At 58.5% G+C, this 16,589-nt stretch carries 14 protein-coding genes; 2 read left to right on the forward strand and 12 right to left on the reverse strand.

From position 1 onward, the window contains the following. Window positions 1–4 precede the first annotated feature (4 nt). From AC2FFA_RS16985 to AC2FFA_RS17005, 5 genes are read right to left on the reverse strand one after another with little or no spacing between them, the layout of a single operon-like run. Window positions 5–274, reverse strand: coding sequence for a K+/H+ antiporter subunit F (locus AC2FFA_RS16985; protein WP_117869529.1), 270 nt, complete (start codon window positions 272–274; stop codon window positions 5–7). After that, on the reverse strand, window positions 271–768 hold the full coding sequence (locus tag AC2FFA_RS16990; protein WP_117869528.1) for a Na+/H+ antiporter subunit E: 498 nt from the start codon (window positions 766–768) through the stop codon (window positions 271–273). Before AC2FFA_RS16990 ends, AC2FFA_RS16985 begins: the two co-directional genes overlap by 4 nt. Continuing rightward, window positions 768–2,312, reverse strand: a complete 1,545-nt coding sequence (locus AC2FFA_RS16995; RefSeq protein ID WP_299901574.1) for a monovalent cation/H+ antiporter subunit D — start codon at window positions 2,310–2,312, stop codon at window positions 768–770. Before AC2FFA_RS16995 ends, AC2FFA_RS16990 begins: the two co-directional genes overlap by 1 nt. After that, window positions 2,309–2,668 (reverse strand): Na+/H+ antiporter subunit C, encoded by a 360-nt coding sequence (locus AC2FFA_RS17000; RefSeq protein ID WP_496852496.1) that lies wholly within the window; start codon window positions 2,666–2,668, stop codon window positions 2,309–2,311. The genes AC2FFA_RS16995 and AC2FFA_RS17000 overlap by 4 nt, the downstream gene beginning before the upstream one ends. Continuing rightward, window positions 2,668–5,538, reverse strand: a complete 2,871-nt coding sequence (locus tag AC2FFA_RS17005; RefSeq protein ID WP_496852497.1) for a monovalent cation/H+ antiporter subunit A — start codon at window positions 5,536–5,538, stop codon at window positions 2,668–2,670. Before AC2FFA_RS17005 ends, AC2FFA_RS17000 begins: the two co-directional genes overlap by 1 nt. A 257-nt stretch (window positions 5,539–5,795) precedes the next feature. Between AC2FFA_RS17005 and AC2FFA_RS17010 the strand changes: the two genes are divergently transcribed. Both AC2FFA_RS17010 and AC2FFA_RS17015 read left to right on the forward strand, forming a co-directional pair. Next, window positions 5,796–6,236: a rhodanese-like domain-containing protein gene (locus tag AC2FFA_RS17010; RefSeq protein WP_496852566.1), complete on the forward strand. Its 441-nt coding sequence runs from the start codon at window positions 5,796–5,798 to the stop codon at window positions 6,234–6,236. Beyond that, window positions 6,233–7,057: a CE1 family esterase gene (locus tag AC2FFA_RS17015; RefSeq protein WP_496852498.1), complete on the forward strand. Its 825-nt coding sequence runs from the start codon at window positions 6,233–6,235 to the stop codon at window positions 7,055–7,057. Before AC2FFA_RS17010 ends, AC2FFA_RS17015 begins: the two co-directional genes overlap by 4 nt. Here AC2FFA_RS17015 and mdoH read toward each other — a convergent pair whose 3' ends face one another. From mdoH to AC2FFA_RS17050, 7 genes are all read right to left on the reverse strand, one after another. Beyond that, window positions 7,058–8,929, reverse strand: a complete 1,872-nt coding sequence (gene mdoH, locus AC2FFA_RS17020; RefSeq protein WP_496852499.1) for a glucans biosynthesis glucosyltransferase MdoH — start codon at window positions 8,927–8,929, stop codon at window positions 7,058–7,060. Next, window positions 8,926–10,425: an OpgD/OpgG family glucan biosynthesis protein gene (locus AC2FFA_RS17025; protein WP_496852500.1), complete on the reverse strand. Its 1,500-nt coding sequence runs from the start codon at window positions 10,423–10,425 to the stop codon at window positions 8,926–8,928. Before AC2FFA_RS17025 ends, mdoH begins: the two co-directional genes overlap by 4 nt. After that, complete coding sequence (locus AC2FFA_RS17030) at window positions 10,422–11,639, reverse strand: OpgC family protein (protein ID WP_496852501.1); 1,218 nt, start codon at window positions 11,637–11,639, stop codon at window positions 10,422–10,424. The genes AC2FFA_RS17025 and AC2FFA_RS17030 overlap by 4 nt, the downstream gene beginning before the upstream one ends. Before the next feature lie 28 nt (window positions 11,640–11,667). Further along, window positions 11,668–13,038 (reverse strand): tetratricopeptide repeat protein, encoded by a 1,371-nt coding sequence (locus AC2FFA_RS17035; RefSeq protein WP_117869521.1) that lies wholly within the window; start codon window positions 13,036–13,038, stop codon window positions 11,668–11,670. Window positions 13,039–13,217: 179 nt separating this feature from the next. Then, window positions 13,218–14,402, reverse strand: coding sequence for a CaiB/BaiF CoA transferase family protein (locus tag AC2FFA_RS17040; RefSeq protein ID WP_496852502.1), 1,185 nt, complete (start codon window positions 14,400–14,402; stop codon window positions 13,218–13,220). After that, on the reverse strand, window positions 14,389–16,008 hold the full coding sequence (locus AC2FFA_RS17045; RefSeq protein ID WP_496852503.1) for a thiamine pyrophosphate-binding protein: 1,620 nt from the start codon (window positions 16,006–16,008) through the stop codon (window positions 14,389–14,391). The genes AC2FFA_RS17040 and AC2FFA_RS17045 overlap by 14 nt, the downstream gene beginning before the upstream one ends. Before the next feature lie 78 nt (window positions 16,009–16,086). Further along, a complete protein-coding gene (locus AC2FFA_RS17050; RefSeq protein ID WP_496852504.1) occupies window positions 16,087–16,545 on the reverse strand; it encodes a DUF302 domain-containing protein in 459 nt (152 codons plus the stop codon). Window positions 16,546–16,589: the final 44 nt, after the last annotated feature.

Here is a 16,589-nt window from a genome sequence, read left to right on the forward strand (position 1 = left end):
GCCCTCATTCGATAATGTTGCCGCGCAACATGAAGCGCGCATAGGCCACGGTGGAAACAAAACCGAGCATGGCAATGATCATGGCGGCTTCGAAAAAGATCTCTGTCCCCTGATCCAGCCCATATAGGATCATCAGGGCGATGGTGTTGATCACCATAGTGTCCAAGGCCAGAACCCGAGTACCGACCCCGTCAGCGGAGATGATACGCCACAGACACATCATGATCGCCGCACCGAAACAGGCAAATGCAAAATAAATCGCGTAGTCGATCATTCGAAAATCTCCTTCAGGCGACGTTCATAGCGCTGTTTGATCTGGTCCCGCACGGCCTCGGGGTCGGGGGCATCAAGACAGTGCACCAGCAGATTATGCCCCTGAGCTGACAAATCACAACTGACGGTGCCCGGAGTCATCGTGATGGTGCCCGCAAGAACCGTGATCGCTTCGGGTGTGCGCAGTTCAAGCGGGACGCAGATCCAGTTGGGCTGGCGGTTATCATTGCGTTTGAACAGGATGATCCGGGCCACTGTCACGTTCGCAACCACGATATCCCAAAGCACCACCAGCATGTATTCCACAATCATTGGCCAGTTGCGAAGTTTGGGACGATCCGGCCAGTAGGGTTGAGTGACGAATGGAATGATGATCCCGAGAATTAGGCCAAAGACCAGAGAGTTCAGCGAAGGCTTGTTCGCCAGCAGTACCCAGACCAGCGTCAGCAAAATAGTCAGGTGGGGGTGCGGGAAAATCCGGCGCAGCAGTTTCATCACTCTTCCCTTCCCAAGACGGCAGAGATGTAGTTTTCAGGCGCAAACAACTGCTCTGCGGTTTTGCTCGTGTACTCCAGAGCCGGACCTGCGAACAGGGTCAGCAGGATCAGACCTGCCACGGCCCCGAACACGGCCGTAAAGGCAAGGCCGGGTTGCGGTTCGGGGGCGGTGGGGGCAGACGCCTCTTCGCCTTCGACGGTTTCTTCGGTTGCGACAACTTCAGCGTCATGGCTTTTCCAGAAGATCAGCGACCCGGCGCGGGCCAGCCCGACGATGGTGACAAATGATCCGATCAGGATCACTGCCCACACTGCGGTGGCATCGGATGCGTCACGCGAAGCGTCCAGAACCAAAAGTTTGCCTACAAAGCCGGACAGTGGCGGCATCCCGGCCATGGCGATGGCGCCAACAAAGAACAACGCGGCTATCAACCCGCTTTGTGGCATTGGCGGTTTGGGGGCGATGGTCCCTCCCTGTCGTTCCATGATCAGGTCCGCAACGAGGAACAGCAACGCCGTCGCAAGGGTCGAATGGAAGACGTAATAAAGGGCGGCTGCCGTTGCGTCGGGCGTGAATTGCGCAATCGCGATCAGCAAGGTGCCCATGGATGCAATGGCACAGAAAGCAACCATGCGGGCAATATGCTGCGACCCCAGAATGCCGACAACGCCGACCGCAAGCGTTAGCAGCGCCGCAGGTTGCAGCCACTCGCCAACCAGACCCTGCGTGGCTTCTACTTCGGGACCGAAGGCCAGCGTGTACATCCGCAGGATCGAATAGGCACCGACCTTGGTCATGATTGCAAACAGGGCCGCAACGGGCAGGGGGGCGTTGGCATAGCTGGCCGGTAGCCAGAAGTGCAGGGGCAGAACGGCAGCCTTGATACAGAAGACCAACAGCAACAGCACCGCGCCAACGCGCAGCAATGCGGTATCTTCGGCCGGAATTTCCGCAACGCGCACGGCGATGTCCGCCATGTTCAGCGTACCGGTCACGCCATAGATCGTACCGAGGGCAAACAGAAACAGGGTCGACCCCAAAAGGTTGTAAGCCACATACTGCACACCCGCTTTCAACCGCACCGCGCCACCGCCATGTGTCATTAGGCCGTAAGAGGCGATCAGCAGAACCTCGAAGAAAACGAAAAGGTTGAAGGCGTCGCCAGTCAGGAAGGCGCCACAAACGCCCATGAGTTGGAAATGGAACAGCGCATGAAAATGCTTGCCCCGGTCATCCCAGCCCGAGGCAATGGCATATAACACAATCGGCAGGGCCAGCAGGGCAGTCAGCAGAACCATCATTGCGGACATGCGATCCAGCACCATTACAATGCCAAACGGGGCGGGCCAGTCGCCAAGCTCGTACACCTGAATGTCCCCGCCCGAGGCTTGAGCCGTGATCGTCAGCGCAATCCCAAGCAAAGCCACAACACCGGCGACCGAGAAGATGCGCTGCAGGTCCAGATGGTATCGCAGGACCATGATGATGAACGGGGCCAGAATCGCGGGCAGGACGATCGGCGCAACGATCCAGTGGTTCATGCGTCATCTCCCGTTGCGTCAACACTGTCCTGGGCGGTCATGTCGATATGGTCGTCTTTGGCGGACAGGTATGCGCTGAGTGAGATCATCACGATCACGGCAGTCATCCCGAAAGAAATCACGATAGCGGTCAGAACCAGCGCCTGCGGCAGTGGGTCGGTATAGGGGACGTCCTTGTATTTGTTCAGGACTGCCGGTGCGTTCAAAGCAAGTCGCCCGGTCGCGAATAGAAACACGTTCACCGCGTATGTGATCAGAGACAGGCCCAGAATGACAGGGAACGTCCGACGGCGCAGGATCAGGAATATCCCGGCGGCAGTCATGATGCCGACGGCAGAGGCTACGAGCGCTTCCATCAGGCCTGCTCCTTCTCTTGTTCTTCTTCCAGAAGATCATCCCGCAGTGGGTTGATATCCATCGGGAATTCCTGTGCCATTCCCGGCTGCCACGCAAGTCGCGACAAGCTGTCCAGCGCCAGCATCACCGCGCCCAGAACTGCCAGGAAAACACCCGTATCGAACAGCATGGCGGTGGCCCATTCGAACTCCTCCAGCGGTGGCCAGTGAAGATAGCCGAAATCACTGGTCAGGAAAGGACGATCGTTGAACCATGCACCCAGTCCTGTTGCTGCGGCGATCAAAACGCCCCAGCCGATGGTGCCGTGGTAATAGAATCTCTGCCGCTCGATGGCCCAGGTATAGCCGCTGGCCATGTACTGCATCAGGTAAGCGATGGCGACGATAAGCCCGGCGATAAAACCGCCACCGGGCTGGTTGTGCCCGCGGAAGAAGATGTACGCCCCGACCATAAGTGCGATCGGCATCATCACGCGGGTAACCACAACCATCATCAGCGGATGCGAGTCCCCGGATTGCGGCCAATGCGGTTTGCGGTTCAGCAGATAGCTGCGGACATTTGTACCGAGAACGGATTCCGTCAGCGCAAAGATGATCAGTGCGGCGATGCCCAGAACGATGATCTCTCCAAAGGTATCAAAACCCCGGAAGTCAACAAGGATCACATTGACCACATTGGTGCCGCCGCCGCCTTTGTAGGAATTGGCCAGATGGAACTCTGAAATCGTCGGGAAAGCGAAATCGCGCATCATCATCGCGTAGATCAGCGCACCGGTGCCAAGGCCCGCGACGACGGATATCGCGGCGTCCCGCCAGCGCCGGGCCGCTGAACTGTCCCAGGGCGTTTCGGTCGGCAGGAAGTTCAGCGACAGCAACAAAAGGATCATTGTCACCACTTCGACCGAGATTTGCGTCAAGGCGAGATCCGGGGCCGAGAGATAGTTGAAGGCAATCGAAACGATCAGGCCAACGACTCCGATCAATACCAGCGACAACAGGCGGTTGCGGTGGAACCACATGATGCCCAGCGTCGCGCCAACCAGACAGATCCACCCGATGATCGGAATGATCTGTGCCGGCAGTGGAACGCGGGTCTCAATACCAATTGTCCCGGTCGAATACGCGTAATAGCCGAGGCCAACGGTAAAGGCGACAAAGATGATTGCATAGCGGCTGAGAATGCCGTTGTGCATCTCATCGGTGATCCAGCGGCTCAGTATTGTCAGCCCGTCTATTATTGCTTCGAAGATCTGCTTGGCCTCGGGGCGGGGCAGTGCGTTCCAGATCTGCTCACCCCGTTTGTGCAGCGCCAGCAGGAACAGGCCGCCCAGCGTGGCCACAACCGACATGTAAAGGGCCGGTGTGAAGCCATGCCAGAGTTTCAGTGAATAGTAGGGCAGCTTTTCACCGCCAATCACCGCGCTTGACACCACTGCAACCAGAGGTCCGACAATGGCAGCGGAATAAAGACCAATCAGGATGACAAGCATGACCAGGAATGCCGGTGCGATCCACAACCCAACGGGCGGGTCATGCGGATGGGCCGGATAATCTTCCCGCTCTGGACCAAGGAAAACATGACTCACAAAGCGGAAGGAATAGGCGGCAGAGAACAACGCAGCCAACAACGCCAGGCCCGGAACCAGGTAATGAGAGTGCAGCCATGTGGTGTGCACGGTCTCCTCAAGCATCATCTCTTTGGACAGGAACCCGTTCAAGGGCGGCAGCCCGGCCATTGAGAGGGCGGCAATCGTGCCGATGGTGAAGGTGATCGGCATCAGGTGGCGTAAGCCGCCCAGCCTTTTGATATCGCGCGTACCGGTCTCGTGATCCACGATCCCGGCGGTCATGAACAAGGCGGCTTTGAACGTCGCGTGGTTGATGATGTGGAACACGGCAGCGACGGCGGCAATTTTTGTGCCGAAACCCAGAAGCATGGTGATCAAACCCAGATGCGAAACGGTCGAAAAAGCCAAAAGCGCTTTGAGATCGTCCTTGAACAAAGCGATTGACGCGCCGATCAGCATGGTGACCAGACCCGTGGTGGCCACGATATAGAACCAAGCATCCGTGCCAGCCAGAACCGGCCACATCCGTGCCATCAGAAACAAGCCGGCTTTCACCATGGTGGCAGAGTGCAGATATGCCGAAACCGGTGTCGGTGCTGCCATGGCGTGCGGCAGCCAGAAATGAAACGGAAACTGTGCCGATTTGGTGAAACAGCCCAGCAGGATCAGGACAAGCGCAGGCATATAGAAGGGTGAGGCCTGAATAAGCTCTTTGTTCTGTAAAATGACGCTGAGGTCATAAGATCCCACGATGTTGCCAAGGATCAGCATCCCGGCAATCATCGCCAGGCCGCCAGAGCCAGTGACCGCCAGTGCCATACGCGCACCTTGGCGGCCTTCGGGCAGGTGTTTCCAATAACCGATCAGCAGGAATGAGCTGAGCGATGTAAGTTCCCAAAAAATAAGCAGAAGTAGGACGTTGTCTGAAAGGACGATCCCGACCATCGCGCCCTGAAACAGCAGAAGATAGGTATAGAACTGCCCCATCGGATCTTCGCGCGACAGATAGAACCTTGCATAGAGGATGATCAGCAATCCTATGCCCAGGATCAGCAACGCGAACAAAAATCCCAAGCCGTCCAGCATGAAATTCGCGTTCAGACCCAGCCCCGGTATCCAGTCGAACCGGGCGGTTACGACTTCTCCGCGCATCACTGCGGGGATATGGATCAGCAAGCCCATCAGGGCCAGGAACGTGGTCAAACCAGCGGAGGAAGCGGCTGCGTTCCGGCCTGCACGGATCAGCAGGGCGGGAAAAACAGCGCCAAGGAAGGGAAGGGCCGCGATAAGGAATAGGGACAAGTGCGATACTCCGATCTGGGCGGTCAGTGTGAAGCCAATTTTGTAAAGATATTTTGCCGACTGTCCAGATATTGTAACTTTTTTACAGAGTCCTAATGGTTCGGTCAGGTATTCTGCCACGTTGCGAAAAAATGACACGATCTTGATGTGGGGCGGGGTTTTTCAACGCCCCCGTTTCAACCCACCTGTGATAGAACAAATCTCAGCGAACAGGAGGCTGAATCTTGGCCGAGAAAGTGAACCGAATCCGAAGATGGATGTTGATCGGCGTTTGTGCTGCGATCGCAGGTGGGTTTGCGATCAGGGAATACCGTTTGATCCCCGAAGACCACGGTGGCGGCCGGATCAGCGTAGCCGTTGCCCATGAACAGGCGGTAGACGGGCGCATTCTGCTGGTCGATATCCGCACCCCGCGCGAATGGCGGGCATCCGGAATTGGCGAGGGTGCTGTGCCGCTGGATATGCGGCGCGAAGATTTCGTCAATGCACTGACGGAATTGACCGGCGGCGATCAGGCAGCGCCAGTGGCGCTGATCTGCGCGCGCGGTGTGCGTTCAGCACGCCTGAGCAACCGCCTGATCGAGGCTGGATTTACCAATATCATCGACGTGCCCGAGGGCATGCTGGGTTCGGCCGCAGGGCCGGGATGGGTTCGGGCCGGATTACCGGTTCAAAAATTTGATGAGGATGCAGGATGATCCGGGAATTCAGCCTGGCTTTAGCCGTTACAGTGACCGGGCAAGCCGCTTTGGCGGGGTGTGCCGGGCAAGAGGATACATGTGAGACGCCCATGGGTGCCTATCACATCGAACTGCCCGATGCCGACAATGCGCCCATGGTGGTTTTCCTGCATGGGTATGGCGGCAGCGGGTCGGGTACGATGCGCAATCGCGGGATGGTCGAACCGCTGTTGAAACGCGGTTACGCGGTGATGGCCCCTGAGGGGCTGGAACGGCCCGACCGGGGCGGAACCAAAAGCTGGAATTTCTATCCAGGCTTTGGGGATCGGGACGAAACCGCTTTTCTGACCGAAGTGGTGCAAGACGCGGCAAAGCGGTTTGGTATCGACGCCGACCGTGTCTTGCTGGGCGGGTTTTCCGCTGGCGCGTTCATGGTCAACTATCTGGCTTGCGAGGCCCCCGATACGTTCTCGGCCTATGTTCCGGTTTCCGGTGGTTTCTGGCGTCCGCACCCTGAAACCTGCAAAAGTCCGATCCGCATGTTCCATACACATGGCTGGACAGACAATGTGGTGCCGCTGGAAGGGCGCCTGCTGGGCGGAGGGCGCTATCAGCAGGGGGATATCTACGCGGGCCTGGAAATCTGGCGTGATGCGAACGGTTGTGTCGATCACAAACCGGCTGGATTCAGTACGACAGGTGATTTCATGCGCCGACGCTGGACCACCTGTGCCGAAGGCAGCGCGCTGGAATTTGCTTTGTTTCCCGGAGGGCATACCGTTCCCGCGGGCTGGGCCGTCATGATGGTCGATTGGTATGAAGGGCTTCCCGGCAGTTGATCACTCGGCCGGGGTCATGTTGCCTTTGCCTTCGACCAGTCGCTTCAGTTCATCGCGATAGCGGCGCGCTGACCGGGTGATGGCGGGTTCGCTGAAGTCCTCCCGCATTCCGACCATTTTGCGCGCGGCACCTGCCGAGACACCGCTGAGCGCAGATAATGGGATAGCCAGAGCCAGGCTGATGGCAATCGGGGCCAGCCAGATCGACACCAGACCGGACAGGATACCGACGCTCAGCGCCACTCCACTGACGGTTTCAAGCGCATGGCACAGGATCAGCGTTCGCATACCATAGGTGCCACCGTCGCGGGCCTGTGGCGACCAACCGCGCTGAATGCCAAAAGCCGTACGGAAAACAGCGATCATCTGTTGCACCATCAGGATCGGAGCGTAAAGGATCGACAATAGAACCTCTGCCAGGAAAGAGCCGAGGAATTTGCGCCCGCCACCGAAATCCGCGTAACGTACACCGCTCAGCGGCAGGGCCAGAACGCCCAAAACCTTGGGGGCCAACAGCATCGCGTACATGACCAGAATGATCAGAACGTGACGGGTTTCCGACATCTCAGGCCATTGCGGGAACAGAGGATTGTCGGGGCTGAAATAATGCAGGACAGAGGCATCCTGACCCTGACCGATAAGCGCCCACATCAACAACAGGGCGAACCACAATGGCGACATCAGATAGCCGACTGCGCCATGGAACATGTGAAACCGCGACACGGCCCGGAATCCGGAAGAACCCAACAGTTTCAGGTGTTGCAGGTTGCCTTGACACCAGCGGCGGTCCCGCATGGCGTGATCGATGAGGGTGGGCGGTGTTTCTTCATATGACCCGCGAATGCGCGGCAGGAAGCGCACGGCCCATCCGGCGCGGCGCAGCAGGCCAGCCTCGACGAAATCGTGGCTCATGATCAGCTTGTCCTGACCGCTGAACGAACGCAGCTTGGGCAATCCGGCGCTTGCGGCAAAAGCCTTGGTGCGGATAATCGCGTTGTGGCCCCAATAGTTGCCTTCCTGCCCGCACCAGCGGGCCAGACCTTCGGCAAAGGCAATGCCGTAGACGCCGTTCGCAAATTGCTGCATCCGGGCAAAGACAGACTGCGCGCCGATCAGTTGCGGATAGCTTTGAATCAAGCCCGCACCCGGATCGCATGCCAGTGCATCGGTCAGGCGATGGATCGCGCGCCCGGTCATCAGGCTGTCGGCATCCAGCACCAGCATGGCATCCCAATCCGCGCCCCAGCGGCTGACCCAGTCGGCAATGTTGCCCACTTTGCGATCGGTATTCTGTTCGCGGCGGCGATAGTACAGCTCAAGCCCGGGTGCCAGCGTGGTGCGCAGTGCCTCGACGCTGGCCTGTTCCTGTGCCGCAATCTCCGGGTCGCGCGTGTCCGACAGGATGAACATTGCATAGTGGTGCTGCCCGCCGCGCGCCTGAAGATCTTCCAACATGGTGCGGGCATTGCCCAGTACGTTCCAGGGGACCTCGTTGTAGACCGGGGTCAGCAGCGCCACCCGCAGGGGTTGCGCTGCGGTCCGGCGCTTGGGACGTTCCTGTTTTGCCAGCGACACCATGCCCAGCAAAACGGTGCAGAAGGTGAAGGAAATCCAGAAGAAGTTGAACGAGATCAAGGTCAAAAGGATGCCTTCAATCACGTTGATGCCCGCCGCACCGAACCAATCGCTCATGACCCATAGCAAGGCCAGAGTGGCGGCCATTGCAGGCGAAAAGGCAAGCGCGCGCCAGAATCCGGTAGATGACCTGTTCTGACCGGAAGGTGCGTCCGCATCCCGGAAACGTGCGCCAAAGTTCTGCGCAGGCATCGCCAGAGGGGCTTCGGGCGGCATGATATGCAGATCGCGGTTCATGTGGTCCATCGATATAGCCAGACCTCTGAGGCAGGCTGTTTGTCTTTCAGCAACTGCGCCCGCAGTTCCACATGGTTACGCTCGCCGGGCTGGAATGAGAACGCCAGACGCAGGCCACCGGTATCCGGGTTGCGTTGCAATACCCCGTCCGAGGTTTCCGCATGGGGGGAATCCACGAAAACCGTGATCGCGTCGATATCCGCGAACAATTCGCTGTCTTCAAAGTCGATGACGGCCAGCCGGCCTTCGCCAAAGGTGTTCTCGCCCATCGCGGTGTTGATTACGCGTGGCATCGGTGTGCGTTGGGGTTCTTCCCCCCAGATCAAGCGATAGGACAGGTCGACCTGACTGCCGGCCGCAAAGGGCTCAGCCGGACGCCAATAGGCGACGATGTTGTCATAGATTTCCTGATCTGCCGGGATCTCAACCAGCGTCACCGAGCCTTTGCCCCAGTCTTCCTGGGGCTCGACCCAAAGGCCCGGGCGTTTGTGGTAATTTGCCTCGAGATCGGCGTAGTCCGAAAACTCTCGTTTGCGCTGTATCAGACCAAACCCGCGTGGGTTTGTATCGACGAAGGATGAAACCTGCAGACGGGTCGGGTTGGCCAACGGACGCCACAAAACCTCGCCCGCGCCATTGCGGATCAGCAGGCCGTCACTGTCGTGTACAGCAGGGCGGAAATCGTCGAACCGGCTGTGGTTGGTCTGGTCGAACAGGAACATCGAAGTTCCCGGAGCGATGCCCACATGGGGCAGTTCTTCGCGCGGGAACAGCGTTGCCTCGACATCCATGATGCAATCCGCGCCCGCCGTGACGTTGAAACGATAGGCTCCGGTCACGCTGGGGCTGTCCAACAATGCATGCACGACCATGTTGCGTTGGCCCGGTTCGGGACGCTCCAGCCAGAAACGGATGAATTCGGGGAATTCCTCACCATCCGGATCGCCGGTTTTCAACGCCAGACCCCGCGCGGACAGTCCGTATACCTCGTGCAGACCGATGGCGCGGAAATAGCTGGCCCCCTGCCAGACGCAGAATTCATCTGTTTTACCGGGGCGGTGCATTTCAGTGCGCAGGCGCAGGCCGGAGAAGCCCAGCGTTTCATCGATTGGCAGTTGCGGCACGTCTTCGGACTTGTCGAACATTTCCAGATCGAAGGCGACCGGCTTGGTCATGCCGTTCTCGACCGTCTCCACCTTTACGGTGCGGGGGAAATACAGGCCGGGGGTGAAGAAATCGACATTGAATGGCGTCTCGGTTTCGTACCACAGCGCCCGGTCAAGCCGGAACCGGATGGAGCGGTATTGCTGATAGGTCAGGTCCTGCCATTCCTGTGGTACCATCTCGCGTTCCACATAGGGGCGGCTGGCCAGATCGCGGGCCATTTCAATTACGTAATCACGGTCAAAAGGCGTCTCACCGCCCGTCGCGTACGCGGTCGGGGCAAAGGCCAAAGCAGTCGTCGAGACGAGGAATTCGCGGCGTGTGAATTTCATTTCTTCGACTTCCAGGGTTGTGACTTGAACCAAGCTGCCAGATAGGCAACGCCGATGATCATCGCAAACCCAATCATGTTGGCGACAAAGACAGTGGCGACATCCCGCCCAGCCTGATCCAGCGCGACGCCGATCAGCCGGGCCGCGGCCATTGAAAACACAAAGACGGCAAGGGATTGCTGGCCGACCTTGGTGATAACGGCGAGCAGAAATTGCCAGATACGTGCGCCCGAACCATGACCTGTTGCGATCAGACGGTGGCCGTGCTCGCCCGCTGCAACCCATCCCAGATAGGCCAGCGACAGAAAGTGGACATATCGCAGAAGGCCGAACTCGGTTTTACCGCGCAGCTCTTCGGTCAGGGGCCAGCCCTTGCGGATCACTGCGCCTAGCTCGGGCGCAGCCGTATTGATCCAGGTGAAGACTTTCCAAGACCCGAACGGAGCCGACAGGACGACAAAGGCAATTGCCACCCAGATCAAAGACTTTGACACGGGCGGGGCCGGGATCCAACCGCGCATGAACGCAAAGCCGGTGAAGAACAGCAATTGCCAGCCAAAAGGGTTGAAGAACCACTGGCGCGCGGACCAGGGTTCAGCGGGAAGGGCCAGCGCGCCGGTTTGTGCGATGAACCAGATGGCCACGCAAACTGCCGCCATCAGCCAGAAACTGACGCGGTAGAGCGCCATGTAGAGCGGCATCAGCGCCAGTACGACCAGATACATCGGCAGGATATCGAAGTAGTTCGGAACATAGGTCAGAGTGAAAATCCCGACCATCTGCGGCGCGGGGTCATTGAAAAAATGCTGTAGGTTCAGCGACAAGACATAGGTTTTCTCGAACGTGCCAGTCTGATCCAGCGCGGCCATCGTCATGGCAACAAAGAAGAACAAGGCAATATGCGCCCAATAAACCTGCCAAATGCGGTACGCGACACGTGCGGTTCCCATCCACCAGCCTTTGCGCAGAAATGCACCTCCAAAGGCGACGGCCGAGGCCATACCCGAACAGAACACAAAGATCTCGGTTGCATCGGAATAGCCAAACCGCGCGGGAATCCATTTGGCCCAGGGATCATTGGGGATATGTGCAATCAGGATGATAAACATCGCAATGCCACGGTAGAAATCCAGCCGCGGATCGCGCGTGCTGGCAGAGGCTGCGGCGGGGGCCGCAACGGGTGCAAAATCAGAAGCGGGCGATATGGTCGCCATACGTTTTCTGTCCTTCTTGGTCTTCTTGTTATTCGGCGGGGACGCTTTGTGCGTCACCACTGTCACGGGCCGCGTCGATCAGGGCGCGGCGCGCGATGGCATAATTGTCTTCACCTCCGGCGCGCTTGGCCCGGCGATCATCCAGAATGCGCTCGACTGCATCGAGGCGCCCGGCCCGAAGACCGGAATCGATGGTAATGCGTTCAAATACATCGCGTTGAGCGTGGCTGCCACCGGCCAGTTGCATGGAACCACGTGCTGTCAAAAGATGATCAAAGGCCGTGGCGTAATGACCGTCACCAAAGGCCTCGAGGCCCATGGCAGCGGCAACACCGGGATCCGCCATTCGGCGGGTCATGTCGTCATTGGCGCGCGCTGCATCCTTGTTCATGCGGCTCAGCATCTTGGCCGTGGCGTCGGCGCGGTTATCACCGGTCAGCGCCAGCAAATAGTGTAGATCCGCGAAGATCAGGCAACCGTCTTCAGTCCGAGCAGCACTCAGATCAGCCAGTTCTTCCCAGCGGTTCCCAACATCTACGCCTTCGAGCTCAAGCCGAGTCAGAAGTGAAGTTGCGTTCGAGATGTCCCGGTAATCGTCGGTTTTGTCCTTGCGAATATGGGCGTCATACAGCTCCATCACATGATCAACCTGACCCAGATCCAGATGCATCAGTGCCTTGTGCCACCAGACGTGGTAACGGAAATTGTTGCAGTGGGACCAGGCGGCCTCACGCCCGGCCAGCCAGTCAAGGCCAAGTTGCGCGTTGCCTGTCATCTCATGAACGTGGGCCACCGCGTGAAGGCCCCAGGCGTCGTCGGACACCATCCACAGCGCCTGTCGGCCTGAGATCTCGGCCTTCTCGTAAGCGCCGGTTTCCTCCAGTGCGAAGGAATGACAGCCCAGCAGATAACCGCGCCCCGGATGATCCGGTTCATAAGCGGGCATCACCCGCTCGATCGAGCGGCGCATCCCGCCCGCATCACCCAGAACGAAGCGGGTTGCGTGGCTTAGTTTCATCGCCAGAGTGTCCTGCGGATGGTCACGCAGGATTGTTTCGAATGTCTGAACCGCCTGCGCCTGTTGGCCGGCCAGATACAGGGCCAGCGACTCCACATACAGACGTTCGCGCTCAGTTACGGGCTGACGTTCCATCGCCGCATTGGCGGCAGCCAGCGCTTCGACGGCAACCGCCATCATCTCTCGCCGTCCAAGCAGCGCCATGAACAGACCTTTGATCGCATGACCCAGCGCGAAGTCGGGCTCAAGTTCAAGCACTTTGCCCAAATGCTGAGGCGTGACAGCGGCATGAGCCATGAACCCAAGCTGAACACCATTCCACGCTTCGACGGCCGCCGGCTGGGTCAGGGTGTTCATCTGTCCGAAAACGTCTTGTTTCATGCTTGGGTCCAATCTGATTGCGATATTTGACACTGTTCGATGTAACAGAGTGTGCGAGAGCGGCGTAACAGTATCGACCCTGCTCTCGAATTGGTGAAATGACGTGTGCGTAAAAGACGAAAAAAATCGCCGATTCAAGGGCATGTTTCAGCAACTTGCCGCCTAAATGTGCAAGTATTTCAATCCTCGAACGGGTTTTCAGCGCTCAGAACGGCCTCGGTATCGGCTCCACAGACCGGTGGAGCATTTCGATATGTTACAGGCGTGCGAGACAGGTTCAGAGGATTCCCTATCAGGTTGACCTGACCCGGATGGGCCTGCATGGCAATCTGCATTTGTCTTGCAGCCACTTGTTCCGTGTTGAACACCTGATCCAGCGTCTGCACCGGGCCGACGGGCACTTTGACAGCTTCCAGGCCGGAAATAACGGTCTGGGTGTCCAGCGCCTGCACCGCAGGACGAAGGATGGAATTCAGTGCGTCACGATGCTCCAATCGGGCCGGGTTGGTCGCGAATCTCAGATCGTCTGCCAGTTCAGGAGCATTGATGAAGCCGCAGAGCTTTCTGAACTGGCCGTCATTTCCAACCGCGAGAATCACGTGCCCATCGGCGGTTTCGTAAACGTCATAAGGGACGATATTCGGGTGCCCGTTGCCGCGTCTTTGCGGAACATTGCCTGACGTCAGATAGTTGACGCCTTCATTGATCAGCCAGGCAATCTGAGAATCTACCAGCGCCAGATCGATCTGTTGGCCCTCGCCGGTCAAGTCGCGGTGGCGCAGTGCGGCCAGGATACCAACAGTCGCATACATCCCGCACATCACGTCGGCGATGCCAACGCCCACTTTCATGGGGGCGCCCTCGGGGTCGCCGGTCAGCGACATGATCCCGCCATAGCCCTGCGCCATCAGGTCGTAGCCGGGCTTGCTGGCATTCGGCCCAGTTTGACCGTAGCCCGAGATTGAACAGTACACGAGGCTTGGAAACTCTTGCGACAGGGTGGCGTAGTCCAGCCCATACCTGACCAAGCCGCCCGGTTTGAAGTTCTCGATCAGGATGTCCGCGTGTGACGCCAACCGTCTGATTTCCGCCTGACCCTCGGTCGAGGAGATATCCAGCGCGACGGATTTCTTGTTGCGGTTGGCCGACATGAAATAGGCGCTCAGATCCGAGCGGTTGCCCTCGGCATCGCTCAAGTATGGCGGGCCCCATTGCCGCGTGTCATCGCCCCCGGTTGCCGGGTTTTCGATCTTGATGACGCTTGCACCCAGATCGCCCAGCAGTTGCGTGCAGGTGGGGCCTGCCAGGATCCGGCTAAGGTCCAGAACCTTGACACCCTTCAATGGGCCTTCAGATGCGGCCATCATAGCCTCCACGCTCAACTTCAGTGGCAATCACTGTAAATGTCTCAGCCTTTACAGCAGCTTCCAGTGCGGCGCGCAACTCTGTCCTGTTATGAACCGTATGGCCATTGCCGCCAAAGGCCCGGCCCATGGCGGCAAAGTCATGATGGCCGAAATCGACGCCCGTGCTTCGCATCTGTCGCTGGCGTTGTTTCAACTCGATCAGGGCAAGGCTGGCATCGACGAAAACCAGAAAAATCGGGTTGCCGCCCATTTCAGCAGCAGTCGACAATTCTCCTGCAACCATTAGGAACCCGGCATCGCCCGAGAAGCTGATCACCGGGCGGTCGGGCTCTGCCAGTTTCAGGCCAATGGCCATAGGAACAGCGCTGCCCATAGTGCAGAGCGCCGAGGATTGGATCAACCCGCGTTCTTCGTTGCACGCCCACATCTGGCTCAACAGAATGCGGTGAGCGCCACTGTCGGCGGTGGCCAGTGTTTCAGGCGGCAGGACAGAACGTGTTTCGGAAATTACGGCAGCGGGCCCCCAGCTTTCATCGGTGGGGAAGGCCTTTGCCAGCGAGGCTTTAACCTGCGCGGGCTCGTTGCCCGGCCATGTTTCACGGGCCGGGTTGCCTTTGGCAATTGCCTCCAATGTCTCGCCCGTGTCGGCGACAAGGTTCAATCCAGCCTGATGCATGTAGTGGTCGTTGACCACCGCAGAGATATCGATGACGCGTTTTTCTTCCGGATCCCAGATCTCACGCCAACCGGTGCGCATTTCGATCGGGTCATATCCCAAACACAATACCAAGTCCGATTGTTCGACCAGAGGCACGAGATGCTTGTCAGCCAGCGGCGACAGCCCCGCGCCGCCGAGACACAGCGGGTGATCCTCGGGCACGACACCTTTGGCCTTGTAGGTCGTCACGAAAGGAATATCAAAATGTTCCAGGAACGCCTGTACCACACTGCGCGAGTCGTCATAGAGGACATCCAGGCCGATAATGGCAATGGGGCGTTCGGCCTCGGCCACCCAGCGGCGGGCCTTCTCAAGGCATTCACCGCCGGGGCTGACCGGCGCGACCTTGGCCAGCCGGCGGCGTTTCACGCCGGTTACAGGCGTGTCGGCCACTGAAATCGGAACGTCGATATGAACCGGGCCCAGTCGTGGCTGCATGGCCAATGACACCGCCTTGTCGGCAATGACATCCGCGCCCTTGGCTGTCAGTGTATAAGTGCCCTTGGTGATCGAGCGATAAACCCGGCTGTGATCCATGACCTGATGGGTATAGGTCAACGCTTCGTCCGCGTCGACGCATCCGGTCAGAACGACCATCGGCACACGATCCTGCAAAGCGTTCGCCACCACATTGATCCCGTTCATTGCACCCGGACCCAGCGTGGCCACCAGAATCGCAGGTGCACCGTCGCGATGATGCACGGCTTCTGCCATGAACCCGGCAGAGTTTTCGTGCTTGGTCAGATGAAAGGTGATCCCTGCCTTTTCCAGGGCGTCGACCAGCGTCAGGACCTCGCCCCCCGGCATCCCAAAGGCGTGACGACAGCCCGCTTCATAAAGACGTTGGGCCAGAAGATCCGCAGCGCGGGGCGAGGAGTCCTGCATCAGTCATGCTCCGAGAAACTGTTTCGAAGCAGATTGCGGAGGACGCCTCTGGACGCAAGGCGGTTCACGGCAGTGTGACTATTTGACTGCGCTTTCAGCGATCGATTGAAACTTTGTGTCAAGTTCTGTGGCAATATTCACCAGGTCTTGCCCACCTTCCGATGCGTAAGGCGTAAAGACAAAGCTGGGGGTCTTGTAAGACAGGGTCGCCGTCCCGTCTTCGTTCTCGGTTACGTAAAACCGGATCGGAGCCTCGATCATCGCGTGGACCGAGGTCTCCAGAACCCGCACGGCGTAGTCATTGTTGAAGGCCCCGATCACGCGGTTTCCCGGAAGGGTAATCCCACGTGCTGCCGCCGTTTTGGTCGGGCCCGCCTGAGTCACGACGATCAGTCCGTTTTCCTTGATCGCGGCTTTGGTTGCGTCAACCAGCTCGGCGTACGGCTTTTGGGATGGGTATACGGCCCAGCCCTCGGGCGTGTCTTGAGCCCAAAGGGGTAAAGCGATCAGGCAGAGCAGGGGAATGAAGGTTTTCATCAACGCGTCTCCGTTATCTTGCTTTGACCTGTGTGCCAGACTTG

It is taken from the genome of Ruegeria sp. YTSB088 (genome assembly GCF_059609825.1).

What these genes read in the sequence shown, in the direction of transcription:
- AC2FFA_RS17050 (WP_496852504.1), bottom strand. Translation starts at nt 16,545, where the DNA reads ATGAAAACCTTCATTCCCCTGCTCTGCCTGATCGCTTTACCCCTTTGG.
- AC2FFA_RS16990 (WP_117869528.1), bottom strand. Translation starts at nt 768, where the DNA reads ATGAAACTGCTGCGCCGGATTTTCCCGCACCCCCACCTGACTATTTTG.
- AC2FFA_RS17030 (WP_496852501.1), bottom strand. Translation starts at nt 11,639, where the DNA reads ATGGCGACCATATCGCCCGCTTCTGATTTTGCACCCGTTGCGGCCCCC.
- AC2FFA_RS16985 (WP_117869529.1), bottom strand. Translation starts at nt 274, where the DNA reads ATGATCGACTACGCGATTTATTTTGCATTTGCCTGTTTCGGTGCGGCG.
- AC2FFA_RS17025 (WP_496852500.1), bottom strand. Translation starts at nt 10,425, where the DNA reads ATGAAATTCACACGCCGCGAATTCCTCGTCTCGACGACTGCTTTGGCC.
- AC2FFA_RS17015 (WP_496852498.1), top strand. Translation starts at nt 6,233, where the DNA reads ATGATCCGGGAATTCAGCCTGGCTTTAGCCGTTACAGTGACCGGGCAA.
- AC2FFA_RS17035 (WP_117869521.1), bottom strand. Translation starts at nt 13,038, where the DNA reads ATGAAACAAGACGTTTTCGGACAGATGAACACCCTGACCCAGCCGGCG.
- AC2FFA_RS17040 (WP_496852502.1), bottom strand. Translation starts at nt 14,402, where the DNA reads ATGGCCGCATCTGAAGGCCCATTGAAGGGTGTCAAGGTTCTGGACCTT.
- mdoH (WP_496852499.1), bottom strand. Translation starts at nt 8,929, where the DNA reads ATGAACCGCGATCTGCATATCATGCCGCCCGAAGCCCCTCTGGCGATG.
- AC2FFA_RS17010 (WP_496852566.1), top strand. Translation starts at nt 5,796, where the DNA reads ATGTTGATCGGCGTTTGTGCTGCGATCGCAGGTGGGTTTGCGATCAGG.
- AC2FFA_RS16995 (WP_299901574.1), bottom strand. Translation starts at nt 2,312, where the DNA reads ATGAACCACTGGATCGTTGCGCCGATCGTCCTGCCCGCGATTCTGGCC.
- AC2FFA_RS17000 (WP_496852496.1), bottom strand. Translation starts at nt 2,668, where the DNA reads ATGGAAGCGCTCGTAGCCTCTGCCGTCGGCATCATGACTGCCGCCGGG.
- AC2FFA_RS17045 (WP_496852503.1), bottom strand. Translation starts at nt 16,008, where the DNA reads ATGCAGGACTCCTCGCCCCGCGCTGCGGATCTTCTGGCCCAACGTCTT.